The sequence below is a fragment of the Dietzia kunjamensis genome (assembly GCF_045689975.1).
Taxonomy (GTDB): Bacteria; Actinomycetota; Actinomycetes; order Mycobacteriales; family Mycobacteriaceae; genus Dietzia; species Dietzia kunjamensis.
The window spans coordinates 977,868-995,474 of the sequence record NZ_CP143297.1 but is presented as its reverse complement, the minus strand read 5'-3'; the positions used below and the strand labels follow the sequence as shown (position 1 = coordinate 995,474).

General features: G+C 71.8%; 11 protein-coding genes and 1 tRNA gene. 6 read left to right on the top strand and 6 right to left on the bottom strand.

Features of this window, described 5'->3' with window-relative positions; all coding sequences use genetic code 11:
- Positions 1–4: 4 nt before the first annotated feature.
- Positions 5–9,490, bottom strand: coding sequence for a fatty acid synthase subunit beta domain-containing protein (locus VZF99_RS04640; protein WP_407335798.1), 9,486 nt, complete (start codon positions 9,488–9,490; stop codon positions 5–7).
- Between the two features lie 354 nt (positions 9,491–9,844).
- Positions 9,845–10,420, bottom strand: a complete 576-nt coding sequence (locus tag VZF99_RS04635) for a hypothetical protein (protein ID WP_259822961.1) — start codon at positions 10,418–10,420, stop codon at positions 9,845–9,847.
- Between the two features lie 170 nt (positions 10,421–10,590).
- Here VZF99_RS04635 and VZF99_RS04630 point away from each other — a divergent pair, with 170 nt between their 5' ends.
- Together VZF99_RS04630 and VZF99_RS04625 are read left to right on the top strand one after the other, a co-directional pair.
- The gene (locus VZF99_RS04630) at positions 10,591–12,225 is read left to right on the top strand and encodes a sodium-dependent transporter (RefSeq protein WP_407335797.1); all 1,635 of its coding nucleotides are present in this window, start codon (positions 10,591–10,593) and stop codon (positions 12,223–12,225) included.
- A gap of 3 nt (positions 12,226–12,228) precedes the next feature.
- The gene (locus VZF99_RS04625; protein ID WP_120286360.1) at positions 12,229–12,375 is read left to right on the top strand and encodes a methionine/alanine import family NSS transporter small subunit; all 147 of its coding nucleotides are present in this window, start codon (positions 12,229–12,231) and stop codon (positions 12,373–12,375) included.
- Between the two features lie 54 nt (positions 12,376–12,429).
- On the opposite strand, the gene VZF99_RS04620 is transcribed toward VZF99_RS04625, so the two are convergent.
- Complete coding sequence (locus VZF99_RS04620; RefSeq protein ID WP_407335796.1) at positions 12,430–13,815, bottom strand: glucose-6-phosphate dehydrogenase; 1,386 nt, start codon at positions 13,813–13,815, stop codon at positions 12,430–12,432.
- Positions 13,816–13,860: 45 nt separating this feature from the next.
- Here VZF99_RS04620 and VZF99_RS04615 point away from each other — a divergent pair, with 45 nt between their 5' ends.
- Both VZF99_RS04615 and VZF99_RS04610 read left to right on the top strand, forming a co-directional pair.
- Entirely contained in the window at positions 13,861–14,736 is an 876-nt protein-coding gene (locus tag VZF99_RS04615; protein WP_120286362.1) for a maleylpyruvate isomerase family mycothiol-dependent enzyme, read from the top strand.
- Between the two features lie 14 nt (positions 14,737–14,750).
- A complete protein-coding gene (locus VZF99_RS04610; RefSeq protein WP_253003349.1) occupies positions 14,751–15,257 on the top strand; it encodes a gluconokinase in 507 nt (168 codons plus the stop codon).
- A gap of 65 nt (positions 15,258–15,322) precedes the next feature.
- Here VZF99_RS04610 and VZF99_RS04605 read toward each other — a convergent pair whose 3' ends face one another.
- The 3 genes from VZF99_RS04605 to VZF99_RS04595 form a co-directional block, all read right to left on the bottom strand.
- On the bottom strand, positions 15,323–15,847 hold the full coding sequence (locus VZF99_RS04605; protein WP_407335795.1) for a DUF421 domain-containing protein: 525 nt from the start codon (positions 15,845–15,847) through the stop codon (positions 15,323–15,325).
- Positions 15,848–15,878: 31 nt separating this feature from the next.
- Entirely contained in the window at positions 15,879–16,436 is a 558-nt protein-coding gene (locus tag VZF99_RS04600) for a CAP domain-containing protein (protein ID WP_407335794.1), read from the bottom strand.
- Between the two features lie 31 nt (positions 16,437–16,467).
- A tRNA-Leu gene (locus tag VZF99_RS04595) sits at positions 16,468–16,549 on the bottom strand.
- A 59-nt stretch (positions 16,550–16,608) separates the two neighbouring features.
- Here VZF99_RS04595 and VZF99_RS04590 point away from each other — a divergent pair.
- The gene (locus VZF99_RS04590; protein WP_407335793.1) at positions 16,609–17,199 is read left to right on the top strand and encodes a hypothetical protein; all 591 of its coding nucleotides are present in this window, start codon (positions 16,609–16,611) and stop codon (positions 17,197–17,199) included.
- Entirely contained in the window at positions 17,196–17,570 is a 375-nt protein-coding gene (locus tag VZF99_RS04585) for a DUF3817 domain-containing protein (RefSeq protein ID WP_407335792.1), read from the top strand. Before VZF99_RS04590 ends, VZF99_RS04585 begins: the two co-directional genes overlap by 4 nt.
- The last annotated feature ends 37 nt before the right edge of the window (positions 17,571–17,607 follow it).

Sequence of the window (17,607 nt, the reverse complement as noted above, 5' to 3'; positions counted from 1 at the left end):
GCCGTCACCGGCCGGCGGTCTGCGCAGACGCGGCTGTATCCGCGGACCCGGTGTCCGTGGACCCCGCAGCGGCGAGGATGCCGTCTGAGTCGAGTCGCGCGGCCGGATCGAGCAGGACCGCGGCCTCGCGCTCCTTGACCTCGTCGGCCGAACCCTCGCCCAGTCGACGCGCCTCGGGACGGGCGTAGAGCGCCTCCCCGCCGTAGATGGCATCGGTCAGGCGACGGGCGCCGGAACGCTCGCGCCGCAGGCCGGCCTCGCGGATGCGCTCGGACTCGTCCTGCCCGTACTCCGCGGCGACCGCCCGGTGGAAGGCCTCCGGGTGGGCGACGGCGATGAGGCCCGAGACGTGGCCGAAGCCCAGCGAGGTCAGCAGACCGGCCTTGAGCGGCAGGTCACCGCCAAGCTGCAGGGTCTCTCGCAGCCACACCAGGTGGCGGTGGCGGTCCAGGACGTCGTCGACGCAGTCCAGGGCGCGGTTCGGCGGCAGCGTGCCCGACCGCAGCATCTGGGTCAGCCCGATGAGCTGGAATGCCGCGGCGCCACCCTTGGCGTGCCCGGTGAGCGACTTCTGCGACACCACGAACAGCGGGTTGCCGTCCGACCGACCGATCGCGGCGGCGAGCCGCTCGTGCAGGTCGGATTCGTTGGGGTCGTTGGCCTTGGTCGAGGTGTCGTGCTTGCTCACCACGGCCACGTCGTCGGCGGTCAGGCCGAGCTGTGCGAGCCCCCGGGCCAGCGGCGAGCGCTGCCCACCGCGACCGGCACCCAGCGCACCCAGGCCGGGGGCCGGGATGGAGGTGTGCGCACCGTCCGCGTACGACCCGGCCCAGGCCACGACGCCCGTGACCGGCAGGCCCATGCGGGCCGCGACGTCGCCGCGCGCCAGCAGGATCGTGCCGCCGCCCTGCGACTCGACGAACCCGCCGCGCCGCCGGTCGTTGGCCCGGCTGTAGTGCCGCTCGTCGATCCCCTTGGCCGCCATGGCCGCGGAGTCGGCGGTCGCGGACATGTCGGCGAAGCCCTGGATGCCCTCGGTGGACAGGTCGTCGAACCCGCCGGCCACCACGAACTCGGCCTTGCCGGCGCGGATCTTGTCGAAGCCCTCCTCGACGCTCACCGCGGTGGTGGCGCAGGCCGCCACCGGGTGGACCATCGAACCGTAGCCGCCGACGTAGGACTGCATGACGTGCGCGGCCACGACGTTGGGCAGCGCCTCCTGCAGCGTGTCGTTGGCGCGGCTGCGGCCGAGGATGCCGTCGATGTACAGCGAGCGCATGCTGGTCATGCCGCCCATGCCGGTGCCCTGCGTGTTGGCGACGTCGGCCGGGTGGACGTGGGCCAGCAGCTCCGCCGGGGTGAAGCCCGAGGAGATGAAGGCGTCCACGGTGGCGACCAGGTTCCACGCCGCCACCCGGTCGATACCGGAGACCATGTCGGCGGGGATGCCCCACGCCGTGGGGTCGAAGCCGGTGGGGATCTGCCCACCGACCACACGGGTCAGGGTGGCGCGGCGCGGCACCCGGATCTCGGTGCCGGCCTTGCGGGTGACCGTCCACTCGCCGTCCTCGCTGCGGGTGACGACGGTGTTCTCCGGGTCGTCGGACTGGTAGGCGCGGGCCTGGGCCTCGTCGTCCACCACGAAGGACAGATCCTCCGGCAGGAACACCGAGGTGAGCTGCGGCGAGGTGCCCGCGAACATCTCCGCGCGCGAATCGTCGGCGTAGGTGCGCACGCCCACCCGGGCGAGGACCTCGTCGTGGAAACGCTCGGCGATGTCGGCCTCGTCGATCGGGTCACCGGAGGAGGTGACCGTCCAGCCGGCGCGCGGCGAGTCCTCCCAGGTGATGAGCCCGGTCGACCAGGCCAGCTCGACCACGCCGGCGGCGGTGAGGTCGCCGGTGGTCTCCACCTCGAAGCGGGTGCGGGCACTGCCGTAGGGGCCGACCTCGCCGGCGCCCACCATCACGACCATGTCCTCGAGCTGCTGGGTGACCTCGCCCCACTCGGGACGCTCATCGGCGGTGACCGTCGGCAGCGAGGGCAGCGCGGCGATCGTGCCCGCGGCGTCCTCGGTCGAGGCCTCGGTGGGGGCGGCCGGACGGTCCGCCGCGAGGGCGGACATGTCCAGGTCGGCCGTGCCGAGTCCGCCGGTGAGGTCGACGGTGACGGGGGCGTCTCCGGCCGCGGAGCGGAAGTCCGGGGTGCACCAGCGCAGCAGCTCGGCAGCCATCTCGGCCGTCGACCAGGTGGACACGCCCGCGGCCTCGACGGCCTCGACGAGCGGGTCGTTGTGACCCATGAGTCCGGTGCCACGGACCCAGCCGATGATCGCGTGGACGAAGGTCACGCGCTCCGACCAGGACTTCTCCGAGCCCCACTTGGCGATCATGGCGTCGAGCGCGGCCTTGGCCTCGCCGTAGGCGCCGTCGCCGCCGAACATGCCCCGGTTGGGCGAGCCCGGCAGGACCACGTGCAGTCGGGAGTCGACGTCGGTGTCGGCACCGATCGCACCGAGTCCGGCGACGAGCTTCTCCACGCCCCACAGCAGGACGCGCATCTCGGTCTCGGCGCGCGGGCCGGCGTCGGCCATCGAGCCCTGGACGCGGGGAGCCGCGAACGGGAACAGCAGCGTCGGGGTGAGGGCCGGCTTGAGCACGGTGGTCTGGCCACCGGCCGATTCGGCGTGCTCGGATCCGACCCACTCGACCAGCGCGTCGACGTCCGAGTAGGAGGTCAGGTTGGCCGGCAGGACCCACAGCGCCGCGCCGCCACGGGCGTTGCTGCGGTACAGGTCCTTGAAGAAGGCCAGCTTGGACTGGTCCAGGTTGGAGGTGGTGGCCACCACGGTGGCGCCGCCCGCCAGGAGGCGTCCGGTGACGGCGGCGGCGATGGAGCCCTTGCCGGCGCCGGTGACGACGGCGACGTCACCCGCGTACTCGCCGACGAACTCCTCGGCCGCGACCTCCGAGATCTCCCGGTAGGCGCTCGCCAGGGCGTCGCGGCGGGCATCGGTCGCCCGGGCCGCCCACCAGCGGGCCTGCTCGGCGACGATCTCGCCGGCACCGCGGAAGGCGTCCGCCGCGTCGGCGGGCACGTCGGACCGGGTCCACAGTCGGGCCAGATCCTCGCGGGCCGAGGCCCAACGGTCGTCCATGAGGACGGCGCGGCCGGCGTCGAAGGCCGGGGCCACCACGCGGCGCCAGTCGGCGCCGAGTTCTGCGGCCACGAGGTCGGCCAGCTCGGAGTCCGGGTCGGCCTCGGCGAGCAGGTCGACCGTCTCGGGCTCGAGGTGTCCGAGGCGGGTGAGCACGCCGCGTGCGGCGCGGGCCAGGACACCGTCGACGCCGGTGATCTCGTCGGCGAACTCGGTCAGCGCGGCGGAGTCGACGACTCCCCCGCCTCCGGCGCCGGACGACGGCATCGCGACGGCCACACCGTGCGCGGCACCGACGGCCGACACGGCGGCGTCGATGAGCGAGTCCAGGCCGGCTACATCCTTGACGCCCGAGGCGTCGAGGGTCGCCAGGTCGCCCCCACGGATCGAGGCGCCGTCACGGGTGCCCAGCGCGATCTCGGCGATAACGTGCTGCGCCCAGCCGGAGCCGAGCTCCCAGGGGCCGGTCACGCGCTCGGTGATGTAGGCGGCCCGCTTTCCGGTGCGGCCGAGGACCGCGCGCAGCGCCTCGCCGACCGCGTCGGACAGGACGGGGCCGAACGGGGCGTACCCGCGCGCCAGTCGTGAGACCTGGTCGGCCAGGGTCGGGAAGTCGGCCTCGGCGGCGCCGTCGATGGCGCCCAGGCTCAGCTCGGTGCCCAGGTCCAGCAGCAGCTGGTTGCGGCGCGAGGACACGCCGTCGCACAGCGTCTCGATGGAGTCGCCGGACGCGATCTGCTCGGGACGGACCTTGGTGCGCAGCGCCACCAGCATGCGGGTGGCGGCGGGCGCGCCGAACTCGAGGTCGTCCGGGCGCGGTGCACCGGGGGCGGCGGTCGCGGCCGGAGCCGCGTCTGATCGGTCCGCACCGGCCGTGCCGGGGGTGTTGACGGCCGGTGCGGGGTCTGTGGGGGCTGCCTGGTCGGCAGCCGCGGTGTTGGTCGAACCAGTGGTGGTGGAGCCGGTGGAGGCGGAGCCGTCGCCGGCGTCCAGCTCGTCGTCGTCGACCTCCACGCTGGGCGGCAGGGTGCCGTACAACGTCGCCGAGTCGCGCTCGATGTTGATCACCTGGGCCCGGGGGCCGCGGTGCGTGGGCAGGTCGAGGGTCTTGGAGGCGAGGTTCGCGACGGTCGGGGCGTTGGAGACACCGACCTCGATGAACTGCTCGATACCGAGTCCGCCACGCTCTACGGGCGTGAAGAACAGCTCCTGGGTCTCGATCCACCGGACCGGGCTGGCGAACTGCCAGGCCAGCAGCTCCACGAGCAGCAGGCGGCCCAGTCGCGTGGGGGTGGCGGCCCACTCGTCCCAGTTCGCGAGGACCTCGGCCAGCGAGTCGGCCGGCACGAGATCGGCGATCTCCTGCACGAAGCCGCGCTCGAGACTGAACAGGCGCGGCACGAGGTTCGGCACGTACCGGCCGACGAGCACCGAGATGTCGATGTCGTGCGGGATCAGCGCGTCGAGGGTGGCCCGGAAATCCGGGACCCCGCCACGCAGGACGGTGGAGTGGAACGGCACGTCGATACCGGGCACCAGGATGAAGGCGTTCTTGCCACCCGACTGCTCGAGCTCGCGCTCGACGGCCTTCTCCAGTGCCTTGCATCCGGCGACGGTGCCGGCGAGCGCGTACTGCGAGCCCGCCAGGTTGTAGTTGACGATCTCGATGAACTCGCCGGACTCGAGGGCGACGCCGGCCACCCAGTCGGCGACCTCGTCGTCCGAGATCCCCATCTGGGACGGACGGATCGCGGCCATGCGGTAGTCCGAGCGGCCCTGGGCGTCGCGCGGCACCAGCTGGTGCATGGTCGACCCGCGCTGGAAGACGATCTCCAGCAGCGGCTCGAGCGCGAGCACGCCGGAGATGGCGGCCAGGGCGTCGTACTCGCCGATCGAGTGACCCGCGAAGTACGCGTCCTCGATGAGCAGGCCGTCGGCCTCGAGCTCGGCGCGCTGCGCCACCGCCAGGCAGGCCATGGCGACCTGGGTGAACTGCGTCAGGTAGAGCACGCCGTCGGGGTGCCGGTGGACCTCACCGCGGACGGTGACCTCGGTGGGATTCTCGCGGACGAGCGCCAGGATCGAGAAGCCGAGCGCGGAGCGGGTGTGCTTGTCGGCGCGGTCCCAGATCTCGCGGGCCGCGGGGCAGCGGGTGCGGCCCTCCATGCCCATCCCCTTGGCCTGGATGCCCTGGCCGGGGAAGGCGTAGACGGTGCGCGGGGCCTCGGTCAGCGCCGTGGCGGCCATGACGGTGGCCCCGTCGACCGTGCACGTGACCTCGAGGACCTGGCCGCCGGCGTGGCGGCCGGTCTGCACGGCGCGGACCCTGATGTGGTCGCCCGGGCGGACCGGGGCGAGCATACGGGCGGTCCAGCCGGCGATCCGGAGGGCAGGGGTCTTGCCGTCGGAGGCCTGTACCGCGTGCTGCGCGGCGGCCGAGAGCCACATGCCGTGGACGATCACTCCGCCCAGTCCGGCCAGCTCGGCCGCGGTGTCGGAGACGTGGATCGGGTTGTGGTCGCCCGAGACCAGAGCGAACGCGGTCATGTCGTGCGGTGCCGTGAGCGTGGTGGACACGCGCAGCTGGCGGGAGGTCTCGGCGGGCTCCGCGACGCCACCGGACGGGGTGACCAGGGCGCCACCGGCGGGGCGGGGGTCGCCCACCTCGGCGCGACCGGTGCGGCCGCGGATCGCGAACCGCTCGGACAGGGTGCACAGCGGGGTGCGGGTGCCGTCGGAGTCCTCCGTGGCCACCTCGACCGACACCTCGACCACGCGGCCGAGGTCGGTGTCGCGGACACCGCCGGACCGGGCGACGACGACGAGGTAGGTCTCCTGCTGCGGCAGCGCCGCGTGCATGCGGACGCCGTGGTCCAGATGGACCAGATCGAGCAGTCCCTCGACGACTGTGCCGGTGCCACGCGGGCGGCGCGTCTCGCCGAGCACGGCGAACACGGCGGGCCAGGCGGCGCCCACGAGGGCGTCCGGGACGCCGGCGGACGGCACGAGCGAGGTGGGCAGGCTGCCCGCGGTCACGCCCGTGTGGTCGACGGCGAGGGTGGGCTCGAAGGTGAAGCGCGCGGTGGCGGTGTTGCCGTCGACCTCGGGGAGGGCGTCGATCACGGAGCCACCCGCACCGCCGCGGCCGACGCCGGCGGCGGTGGCGAGCAGTGTGCGCATGGCGGCCTCGGCGGCGGCGTCGGTGACGACCGGCGCGGCACCGGTGGCCACGGCGTCGCCGAGGGTGATGGTGATGGTCATCTCGGTCGGGCCGACGGGCAGCGTCAGGTCGACGGTCCGGCCGTCGGCGGCCGGGGCGAGCACGGCGCCGGAGACGGGGTGGCGGCCGACGCCGTCGGCGTCGATCTCCCAGGCGTGGAGCACGCCGAGGCGGTGGACGGGGTTGATGACGAGACGGCCGGCCCAGGTGACGTCGGGGCTGTTGAGCACGTCCGCGACGGGCCCGGAGGCGGTGGTGACGATCCCGCGGCGGCGGCTGCTCACGGCCTCGGTGGAGGGCATGTAGCCGGACACGCGCTCGGCGGTGGCGGCCTCGAAGCGGTCGAGGAGGTCACCGACCGGCTCGTCGACGCGGGTGATGCCGGCGACGGCGGTCGTGCCGGGGATGATGCACACGGCGTCGGCGTCGTAGCGCGGATCGTGGGCCTGCCACAGCGAGTCCGAGCGCCACCAGCGGCGCACGTCACCGTCGATGACGGGCACGAACGGCACGGGCTTGCCGGGCATACGGCAGATGTCGAAGAACTCGGCGGCGTCGGCCGGGTGCAGCACGGCGTCGGCGAGCCCGGGGTACCGGGCGGCGAGGGCGGCGATCACCTCGGCCGGGCGCTCCATGGACTCCTCGCGAGGGAACGCCGAGACGATCCGACCGGTGTCGGCGGCGTCGAGTCGTGCCTCGGTGCGCTGCACCATGCGGTGGAAGCGCTCGCGGATGGTGGGGTCGAGCCACACCGAGCGGGTGCAGTCGGCCACGTCGCCGCCGAAGTCGGCGCCCAGGTCGAAGTCGTCCGTGGTGTGGGTGCTCGACCCGTCGACGGAGGCGCCGGGGGCGAGGGAGAGCTCGACGAAGCGGCGCAGCCACTGCTCGTAGGTCATGGAGTCGAGGTCGCCGAAGTACGGCTTGGCGGTGCCGTTGATCGCGGCGATGATCTCGTCGCGGCGGGCGGCCACGGCCTCGGCGTCACCGGCGACCTCGTCGAGGAGGCGCCCGGTGCGCGCGGCGGTGTTGTCGATCTCGTGGATGTCCGCACCGAGCTGGCTGCGGCCGGACGCCATGCCGCCGTCGGCCTGACCGGCACCGACCCAGGCGTCGACGCCCACGGTGTCGACGAGCATCTGCTTGACCTGGGGGCTGGTGGTGGCCTCGAGGGTGGCCATGGCGGCGGTGCCGACGAGGATGCCGTCGACGGGCATGGCCGGGTAGCCGTGGGCGTTGGCCCAGGACCCGGTGAGGTAGTCGGCCGCCCGCTCGGGGGTGCCGATGCCACCGCCGACGCAGAGGACGACGTTGGGCCGCTCGCGCAGCATGGCGTAGGTGGCAAGCAGGAGGGCGTCGAGGTCCTCCCACGAGTGGTGACCGCCGGCGCGGCCGCCCTCGACCTGGACGATCACCGGCATGTGGGGGACCTCGGCGGCGATGCGCACGACCTGGCGGATCTGGGCGACGGTGCCCGGTTTGAAGCTCACGTGCCGCAGGCCGGCCTCGGTGAGCTCCTCGATGAGGGCGACCGACTCGTCGAGCTCGGGGATGCCGGCGGTGACGATCACACCGTCGAAGGGCACTCCCGCGGCGCGGGCACGCTGGACGAGACGCTTGCCTCCGACCTGCAGCTTCCACAGGTAGGGGTCGAGGAACAGCGAGTTGAACTGGGCGCTGCGACCGGGCTCGAGGAGCTCGGTGAGGCGCTGGGTGTTCTCGGCGAAGATCGCCTCGGTGACCTGGCCGCCGCCGGCGAGCTCGGCCCAGTGGCCCGCGTTGGCCGCGGCGGCGACGATCGCGGGATCCACGGTGGTCGGCGTCATTCCGGCGAGGAGGATCGGCGAGCAGCCGGTGAGGCGGGTGAAGGAGGTCTCCACGTGGACGCTGCCGTCGGGCAGGGTGACCAACTGCGGCTGGAACGCGGTCCACGGCCGCTCGATCGGCGGGGTCGCACCCGGGGTGAACAGGTTGCGCAGGCCGCCGCGGGTGGCGGCGGCGACCACGCCGACGCCCTGGCCGCGGATCACGGAGCGGTTGAGGCGGGTCAGCGCCTCGCCCGGGCCCATGTCGAGGATCCACTGGGCCCCGGCGTGCAGGGTCTCGGCCATCTCCTCCACCCAGTCGACCGGCTCGGCGAAGACCTGGCGGGCGAGGTGGGCGGCGCGGTCGGCGTCCAGGCCACAGCGCTCCGCCCAGCGGGAGACGACGTCGACGGCCGGGGCCATCGCGGGGTGGTGGAACCCGACCTCGACGTCGAGCGGGTCGAAGACGGGGGCGAAGATCTCGCCGCCGGTGAGCTTGGCCTCTCGGCGACGACGCGACTCGGCCTCGAGGTCGGCGCAGTGGCGACGCAGCTCCTCGAGATCGTCCGGTCGACCGACCACGACGTGACGGCGCTGCGCGTTGCGGATGGAGACGGTGGGGCGAATCGTGGCGTCGACGCCGGCGAACAGCTCGTCGACCAGCGTGCGCAGGTCCTCGCCGTCGATCCCCGACACTCCCACCATGGGGCTCGCCTCGCCGCGGCGGAACAGACCGACGCGCCGTCCGACCAGGGTGGCGGCGGCGCCGATGAGCTCGGCGACGGCCAGCAGCCGGTCGTCGATGGACCCGAAGGTCTCCACCGACTCGACGGCGAGGATGCCCTGGGAGTGGCCGACCACGGCCGCGGGGGTCGTGTCATTGACGTCGAAGCCCTCGGCGGCGAGAGCCCGCAGGGCACCCATCTGCGTGAGCAGCACCGCGGGCAGCGAGACCGCGGCAGCGGAGAGGGAGGCGTCGTCGGGCAGGTCCGCGCCGTCCTCGTCCTCACCGGTGGTGGTGTTGGCCCACTCGATGGGCCGGAAGCCGTGCGTGCGGACGACGGCGATCTCGTCGTGGACGGGCTCGGTCAACGCGACGGAGGCGTCGACGAGGTCCTGGAGCTCCGGTCCGATACCCGTGCCGTCGATGAGGTCGCTCAGCGCGTCGCGCCAGGCGATGCCCTGTCCACCGAAGGCGAGCGCATAGGCCGTGCCCTCACGGAGCTCGTCTGCGAGAGCGGGGGCGCCGCGGCGGGCGGCGAAGCCGGTCTCGAGCGGGCGGGGGGTGAGGTCGCGGTCATCGATCGTCACGTGGGGAACTCCTTGGGCACTGCGTCAGGGACATCGCGTCGGCCGGCCAGCGGTTACGGCGCAGGACACAGATTGCCACACGAACTTGAGGGGTTCCTCAGCTTGAGGGGGTACGCGCGACCGAAACAGGGGCCCCTTTCGCCGCGCGCCAAGTGATCCGCACCACATAAAGACATGATGCGAACCTCATATCGACAGGTGAGGGGCGCCTCAGGTTTCTCAACGACCTCGTTATCCGATCGTTATCTCGTTCTCAGGCGTTCTCCGCCCCCCCACGGCGTGTCGCGGACACCCCCGCAGCGTGCCGCGACCGCGCCCGCATCGTGTCGCGGGCCGGACCCGGGCCCGTCTGCGTCAGGCGCCGCAGCGCAGGATCGCCATGGCGACCGCGTCGAGGCCTTCCGTGGGACACAGATCGGCGGAGAGTCGTCGCGGCCCCGACGTCCACTCGACATGCGCCGTCCGCACCGGGGCGCCGAAGGCGATGGTCACCAGTCCCCCGATGCCCGGTGTCCCGTCCGGCCCCAGGGCGCCGGCGCCGACCGTCTCGACACCCACCACCTCTGCGACGGTGGCGGGCCCCGGAGCGGGGATGAGGCTCACGTCGATCCGGGTCCCGTCGAAGGCGCCGACCCACACCGCGAAGGTTCCCGTCCCGTCCGCGCGAAGATCCAGGGTGTACCCGTGCGCGAACCACGACCCCGTCTCCCCCACGAGGTCCGCAGGCCCCGGGACCGGCGTCACCGGGACCGGCGCCACCACGGGGGCCGGTGAGCCGACCAGGCCTGCCGGGCCTGCTGTGCTCGGAGCGGAGGCGATCGCCGGATTCACCGCACCCACCGCGAGGACACCGGCGACGACCGCCGACACCACCGCGCGGAATGCAGACGTACGATTCTCCGCGCTTCGTGTGCCGATATCGGTCCTCATGGGCTTACCGTATTCCCACGAGTCACACATCTCGATGCAGAGATTGCGTCGATCCGGTCACCACCACGCAACGGCCGGGCTAGAAGTTGGTACACGCCGGGGACGCACGCACCGTCCCATGACAGGACCGCGCGGGCCCGAGGGCCCGCCCGTCGACAAGGAGTCGTCCCATGACACGACCAACCACCCGGAGCGGGGTGAAGCCCCGGGAGACGTTCTCCCGTCGCTCCGTCTTCGTCTTCGCCGCCATCGGCTCCGCCGTCGGCCTGGGGAACATCTGGCGCTTCCCCTTCGTGGCCTACGACAACGGCGGCGGCGCTTTCCTGCTGCCCTATCTGGTGGCGCTCCTCACCGCGGGTCTCCCCCTGCTGTTCTTCGACTACGCGATCGGTCACCGCTTCCGCGGATCCGCCCCGTTGAGCTTCCGGCGGATGAACCGGTTCGCCGAGCCCATCGGGTGGATCCAGGTCCTGGTCTCCTTCGTCATCGCCGTCTACTACGCGGTCATCATCGCCTGGGCTGCCAGCTACGCCTGGTTCTCGCTCGATGAGCGGTGGGGCTCTACCTACGAGGAGTCCGCGACCTTCTTCGCCGAGGACTTCCTCCGCGCGGGCAGTGGGTTCGGCATCGATTTCGTGCCGGGCATCGCCATCGTCCTCGCGGTGGTCTGGATCGCCACCCTCGGCGTCCTCCTCGCCGGCGTGCAGAAGGGCATCGGACGAACCGCGATGTTCTTCGTCCCGCTGCTGGTCGCCCTGTTCGCGGCCCTGGTGGTCCGCTCCCTCTTCCTCGAGGGGGCGCTCGAGGGCCTCAACAACTTCTTCACGCCCGACTGGGGCGTCCTCACGGAGGCGTCCGTGTGGATCGCCGCCTACGGTCAGATCTTCTTCTCCCTGTCGGTCGGCTTCGGCATCATGCTGACCTACTCGTCCTACCTCAAGCGCAAGACCAACCTCACCAGCTCCGGCCTGGTCGTGGGCTTCTCCAACTCGGCGTTCGAGGTCCTCGCCGGCATCGGCGTCTTCGCCACCCTCGGCTTCCTGGTGACCACGTCGGCGGGAGCCGGCTGGGACGATGTCGGGGGCGGCCCGGGCCTGGCGTTCATCGCCTTCCCCGCCCTCATCTCGCAGATGCCGGGCGGGCCGATCTGGGGCGTCGTGTTCTTCCTCTGCCTCATCCTGGCGGGCCTCACGTCCCTGATCTCCATCACCGAGGTGGTCATCTCGTCCTTCCAGGACAAGATCGGGTCCTCGCGCACCGCGGCCACGCTGGCGGTGGGCGTCCCGATGGCAGCCATCTCCCTGCTGCTCATGCCCACCGAGACCGGCCTGCAGAACCTCGACATCCTCGATAAGTTCGTCAACAGTCTGGGCATCGTCGGCATCTCGCTCATCGCGCTGGTCGTGGTGATCTTCGGCATGCGACTCGCCCCGCAGTTGCGCGACCACCTCAACTCGGTGTCCTCGTGGAGGGTGGGCACGTTCTGGATCGTGTGCCTGGCCGTCATCACGCCGCTCGTGCTCGGCTACTCCCTCATCCGCGAGATCATGACCCTGATCTCCGAACCGTACGAGGGGTACGAGGCATCCGTCCTCGGCGTCTGGGGTTGGGGCATGATCGCCACGATCCTCGTGCTGTCGGTGGTCCTGTCCCTCCTGCCGTGGCGCGGGTCCCGTCAGCTCGACGGCCCCCCGACGGTCGACGACGATCCGAGCGACTTCGCCTACGAGGAGGGCCTCACCCCTCCCGCCGCCGACCGCCCGTCCGGTGCGACGGCGTCCCCCCGCAAGACCAAGGAGGCCTGAGCAATGGATGCTCCCGCGATCATTATGATGGTCCTGTTCCTGCTCGTGATCTGGGGCGGACTCGTCGCCAGCATCGTCCACTACGCGAGCCACCCCGACGGGGTCGACGAGGGTGCCGTCCGAGAAGCGGCGGAACGCGGCAGGGGCTGACCCCGCCCAACCGCAGCTCCCGGCCCCGGTTCCGCCCACGGACCCGGGGCCGGGTCATTCCCGGCGGTCGCCCACCGCCGGGCCGTCGGAACCCGCCTCGTACTCCTCGAGCGGGACCCCGCCGGCCTCCCACGCCTCGATCACCGGAGTGAGGATCCGCCAGCACTCCTCGGCCACGTCACCGCGGACCGTCAGCAGTCGGTCGCCGTCGAGGATGCGTCCGAGGACCTCCCCGTACGGCAGCAGCTCGCTGTCCCCCAGGTCAGCGGCCAGCCGGGTGCTCTCGAGCGTGAACCGGTCGTCGGCCGCGTTCGTCGCCAGGTCGAGGGACACCCGGTCGGGCGCGATCCCGATCGTCAGCCGGGTCGGCGGAACATCCCCCGAGAACGCCCCGGGCACGTGGCGCGGCGGCCGGAACGTCACCGTCACCCGCATCGAGTCCTCGCCCAGCGCCTTGCCCGACCGCAGGCGCACCGGCACCCCGGCCCACCGCTGATTCCGGATCTCGAGGACGACCTCGGCGAACGTCTCGGTCCCCCGAGCCGGGTCGACGCCGTCCTCATCCGCGTAGGACACCACGTCCCTGCCACCCGCCCGCCCGGCGGTGTAGCGGCCCCGGCGCGAGGAAACGAGCGGATCGCCATCCCACACGCGCGTCGCACGCAGCGTGGTGACGATGAGGTCGTGGAGTTCGGTGGCGTCGAGGCGCGCGGGTGCATCCATCGTCGCCAGCGCCACCACCAGCAGCAGGTGGGACTGGAGCATGTCGACGAGCGCGCCCGCGGAGTCGTAGTACCCGGCGCGGCGCTCGAGGGCGAGCGTCTCGTCCGCGACCACGTCGATGCGCTCCACGTGTTCCGCGGTCCACACCGGCTCCATGATGCGATTGGCGAACCGCATGCCGAGGATGTTGAGCACGGTCGCCTCCCCGAGGAAGTGGTCGACCCGGTACACGCGGTCCTCGGGCACGAGGTCGGTGAGCAGTGCGTTCACCCTGCGCGCCGAGGCGAGGTCGTCGCCGAACGGCTTCTCCAGCGCGAACCGCACGTCGTCGCGCGGTGGGCGCCCGCGCAGGCCCTCACACGCTGCGGCCGTGACGGCCGGTGGGAGGGCGAAGTACAGCACCACCGGTCCGTCCAGCCCGTCGATGAAGTCGGAGAAGGCCTCGGCGTCCGTCACGTCCAGTTCGACGAACCGGGTCGAGTCCACGATCCCGTCGACCTGCTCCGGGGAGCGGTCTCCGGCGCGCAACGCACCGCGGACGAGGTCGCGCCAGTCACCGTCGTCCATCCCGGAACGCCCGGAGCCGATGACGGTGACGTCACGGTCGGGATCCGTGGCGAGCAGGGTCCCCAACCCGGGGAGCAGGAGTCGCTCGGTGAGGTCGCCACCGGCTCCCAGGATCGCGAGGGTGGGACGGTCGGTCGTGGTCGGCGACATGCCGCAGACGCTACCCGCGGGGCGGCGCCGCAGTAGCGTGTGACCATGGACACCAACAGCCCCGATGCCGCCACCGACGCCCCCGCCGCCGCGCCCGCCGGACAGGCCCCCGAGGAGGTCCGGCACCTCATCCAGCAGTGGAAGCGTCTCGACGAACTGCTCGCCGGACTCAAGAGGGACGACTGGGTCGCGCCGACTCCTCTGCCGGGGTGGACCGTCCGGGATGTCGTGGCGCACGTGGCGGGCACCGAGCACCTGCTCGCGGGCGAGGAGGTCCCGGATATCGAGTTGCCGGCTTCGGCCCGTGAGTATGTGCTCAACCCGATCGCGGAGCTCAACGAGAAGTTCGTCCAGGAGGCGCGTCCGCTGGCTGTCGAGGACGCGTTCGAGGACTTCCGCGACGTCGTCGCCGAGCGCACGGAGCAGCTCTCCGAGATGAGCGCCGCAGACCTCGAGGCCGAGACCGACTCCCCCGTCGGCCGCGTCCCGTTCCGCCGCTTCATGGGTGTGCGGGTCTTCGACTGCTGGATCCACGAGGACGACATCCGGCAGGCCATCGGGATGCAGCATCACCTCGGCGGCGACATCGGCCGGTTCGCGGTCGGGGAGATCGTGAACGCCCTGCCCCGCATCGTCGGCAAGAAGGCCGCCGCGCCGGACGGCTCCCGGGTCCGGTTCCGCGTCACGGGTGAGGCGGGCACCGATCTGCCGCTGGCCACCGATGTCGTCGTGGACGGACGCGCAGCCCTCGCCGACGTCGACGACACCGCGCAGCCCACCGTGGAGCTGGTCTTCGACACTCCGACCTTCGTCCGCGCGGCGACCGGCCGGATCGTCGCCGAGCCGGGCAGCGGCGTGGAGATCAGTGGCGACGAGGAATTGGGCCGGACGATCCTCGGGTCGCTGGCCTTCACCATCTGACGCCGTCGTCGCCCGTGTCCGGACCTCACATCGTCGTCATGGGCGTCTCGGGCGCCGGGAAGTCGACGGTCGCCCGTGTGATCGCCGAACGCCTCGGTGCGCCGTTCCTCGACGCCGATGACGTGCATCCGCCCGCCAACCGCCGGAAGCTGAGCGCCGGTGAGCCCCTGACCGACGATGATCGCCGGCCGTGGTTGGCCGCGGTCCGGGCCGGCATGCGGGAACGCGATCGGACGATGGGCAGCGGCACGGGGCTCGTCGTCGCGTGTTCGGCGCTGCGACGTGCCTATCGCGACATCCTGCGGCAGGTGGAGCGCCCGGTGTTCTTCGTCGAACTCGGCACCGACCCCGAGCTCATCGCGGCCCGACTCGCCGCCCGCCGGGGGCACTTCGCGTCCCAGCGAATCCTCGAGTCCCAGCTGAGCACCGTGGAGCCGCTCGAGGCCGACGAGACCGGGATCGTCTGCCCGATCACCCTGCCGGTGTCCGAGATCGCGGACGAGGTCCTCGCCGCTCTCTGACCCTGTTCTCGCCGCCCTCTGACGCACCCCGCCAACGGGTCAGTCCGCGCCCCCTCGCCGGCGGGTCAGTCCGCGTCGCGTCGCGGCCACCCCGGGACGTCGTCGAGAACGGAGCCGTTGCCCAGCTGCGAACCGGTGATGACGCTCCTGCTCCCGTCGCTCTCCAGGATGACGGCGGCGACCTCGCCGAGGTCCCCGATACCCGAGGAGCGGAGGGTCTGGCGGATGTCGGCGTGCGTGAGCCGGTGCCGCGCCAGCTGGTCGTCGAGGATGACCCCGTCGCGGACGAGCAGAGTCGGCTGTGCGGTGAGGGCCTTACGCCCGCCCGGCAGTCGCCTCAACTGGGAGACGACGTACTGCAGGAGGGCGAGCAGCGCCAGGGCGACCGCGCCCTCGGCCCACGACACGTCGGAGCTGAGGATGATGGTCGCCAGCGTCGAACCCAGCGCGACGGTGACGATGAAGTCGAAGGCGTTGAGCTGCGCGAGGGTGCGCTTACCGAACGCCCGGATCGCCACCACGAGGAAGAGGTACGCCGCGGTGCCCACGAGGAGTATCCGGAGGATGTCGGACCAGTTGTCGAACCACATGCCCGGACCGTACCGACCACGACGGTTCCTTCTACCTCTCCGACATCGGGGTGGCGAAGTGCTGGACGTAGAGATGAGCCTCCGGGAGGCCCTGGTACGCGGCCGTCCGCAGGCAGACACCCACGCGGGTGAGGTCCGGGTCGAGGATGTTCTCCCTGTGGCCTGGGCTCTGCATCCAGTTGGCGACCGGATCCGGACCGCCCGTGGACGAATAGAACAGGTTCTCGGCAGCCCTGGAGTAGTCGACACCGGCCTCCCGGATGAACGTGGACGGGCCGCCGCTGCCGTCAGGCGCGGTGTGCCCCCAGTAGTCCCTCGCGATCATGTCGTCCGCTTTCGCGCAGGCGCTGTCGCGGAGCCTCTCGCTGGCGTCCAGAGGCGGAAGGCCGTTCTCGCTCCGCTGTACGTTCGTCTCCGCTTCCACCGGGGACGGCTCCGCCGGGGGCTCGACCGCAGTCCGACCCCCCGGGGCCACCGACGAGAGCTGCCCGTTCACCGCAGTATCCAACTCGGCGCAACCGCTCACCACCGTCCAGCCCACCAGAATCAGCGACGCGGCCGCTGCTCTCGCGGCTGTCCGGCTACTCATCCTGATCACCCGATCCGAGTGGAAAGACCAGTGCGCCCGGGGAGACTTGAACTCCCACGTCCGTAGACACTGGAACCTAAATCCAGCGCGTCTGCCAATTCCGCCACGGGCGCGTCACCCGGGGGTACCGGGCGAGATGAGTTTACCGTGTGGTCAGCGGTACCGTGGAGGCGTGTCCGACACCCTTGGCTCCCACGCGACCGGAAGTGCCACGGCTTCCGGCGACCCGGCGCGGACCAGGGTCAAGCACCGCCCGGCGTGGATCGCGTTCGTCGTCCTGGGGGCGATCTTCTGCATGGGCATGGGGCTGTGGCAGCTCGCCCGCTACCAGGAGGCCACCGGGACCGCGCAGAACCTCGGGTACACGTTCATGTGGCCGTTCCTCGCCGGGTTCCTCGTCTACGCGTACCTGAAGTACGTGCGCATGGAGGCCGACGAGGGTGACCGGATCGCCGCCGCGGACGGCGTCGACGGTGGGCACCGGGCGGGGGGCGACGCGGAAGACGACGGCGGCGGCGACGACGGCGACGACGACGAGGTCGGCCGGCCCTCCGGAGTCACTGCGATCACCGGGAAGAACCGAACCGGCCGGCGCCGCGGCCCCGTCATGACGGAGATCCCCTCGGACCTGCTGCCGACGCGTCGACCCGCCCGGGACGAGGCGGTCCGGGACGAGGGCCTGGACGCCTACAACTCTTATCTCGCCGAACTCGCCCGGAAAGACCGGGCCGACGGCACCCATCAGGAGAAGCCTGCTTCATGACCGCCGCAGCCACCCAGCAGACCGACAACCGCAAGCCCGATCCGGGGGGCAGGATCGCCGGCGCGCTCAAGCGCTATCGGGTCCTGGCCTGGATCACCGGCGTGTGGTTGCTCGTGCTCACCGTGGAGATGATCTACAAGTACCTGATCCTGGAGAGCTCGTCCGACGCCCCGGACTGGTTCACCTACATCGGTCAGGCCCATGGAGTGTTCTACATCCTGTACCTCTTCATGACGCTCGACCTGGCGATCAAGGCCCGCTGGCCCGCGTCTCGCACCCTGCTCACCGCGCTGGCGGGGACGATCCCGTTCCTGTCGTTCTGGTTCGAGCACAAGCGGACCCGCGACGTGCGCACCGAGTACGCGGTCTGACCCACCCCCCTCATCGACAAGGACGTTCCGCACCCTC

Excerpts from the sequence above, each read along its gene's own strand:
- VZF99_RS04635 (WP_259822961.1), bottom strand. The coding sequence starts at position 10,420 with ATGAGGACCGATATCGGCACACGAAGCGCGGAGAATCGTACGTCTGCA.
- VZF99_RS04630 (WP_407335797.1), top strand. The coding sequence starts at position 10,591 with ATGACACGACCAACCACCCGGAGCGGGGTGAAGCCCCGGGAGACGTTC.
- VZF99_RS04625 (WP_120286360.1), top strand. The coding sequence starts at position 12,229 with ATGGATGCTCCCGCGATCATTATGATGGTCCTGTTCCTGCTCGTGATC.
- VZF99_RS04620 (WP_407335796.1), bottom strand. The coding sequence starts at position 13,815 with ATGTCGCCGACCACGACCGACCGTCCCACCCTCGCGATCCTGGGAGCC.
- VZF99_RS04615 (WP_120286362.1), top strand. The coding sequence starts at position 13,861 with ATGGACACCAACAGCCCCGATGCCGCCACCGACGCCCCCGCCGCCGCG.
- VZF99_RS04605 (WP_407335795.1), bottom strand. The coding sequence starts at position 15,847 with ATGTGGTTCGACAACTGGTCCGACATCCTCCGGATACTCCTCGTGGGC.
- VZF99_RS04600 (WP_407335794.1), bottom strand. The coding sequence starts at position 16,436 with ATGAGTAGCCGGACAGCCGCGAGAGCAGCGGCCGCGTCGCTGATTCTG.
- VZF99_RS04585 (WP_407335792.1), top strand. The coding sequence starts at position 17,196 with ATGACCGCCGCAGCCACCCAGCAGACCGACAACCGCAAGCCCGATCCG.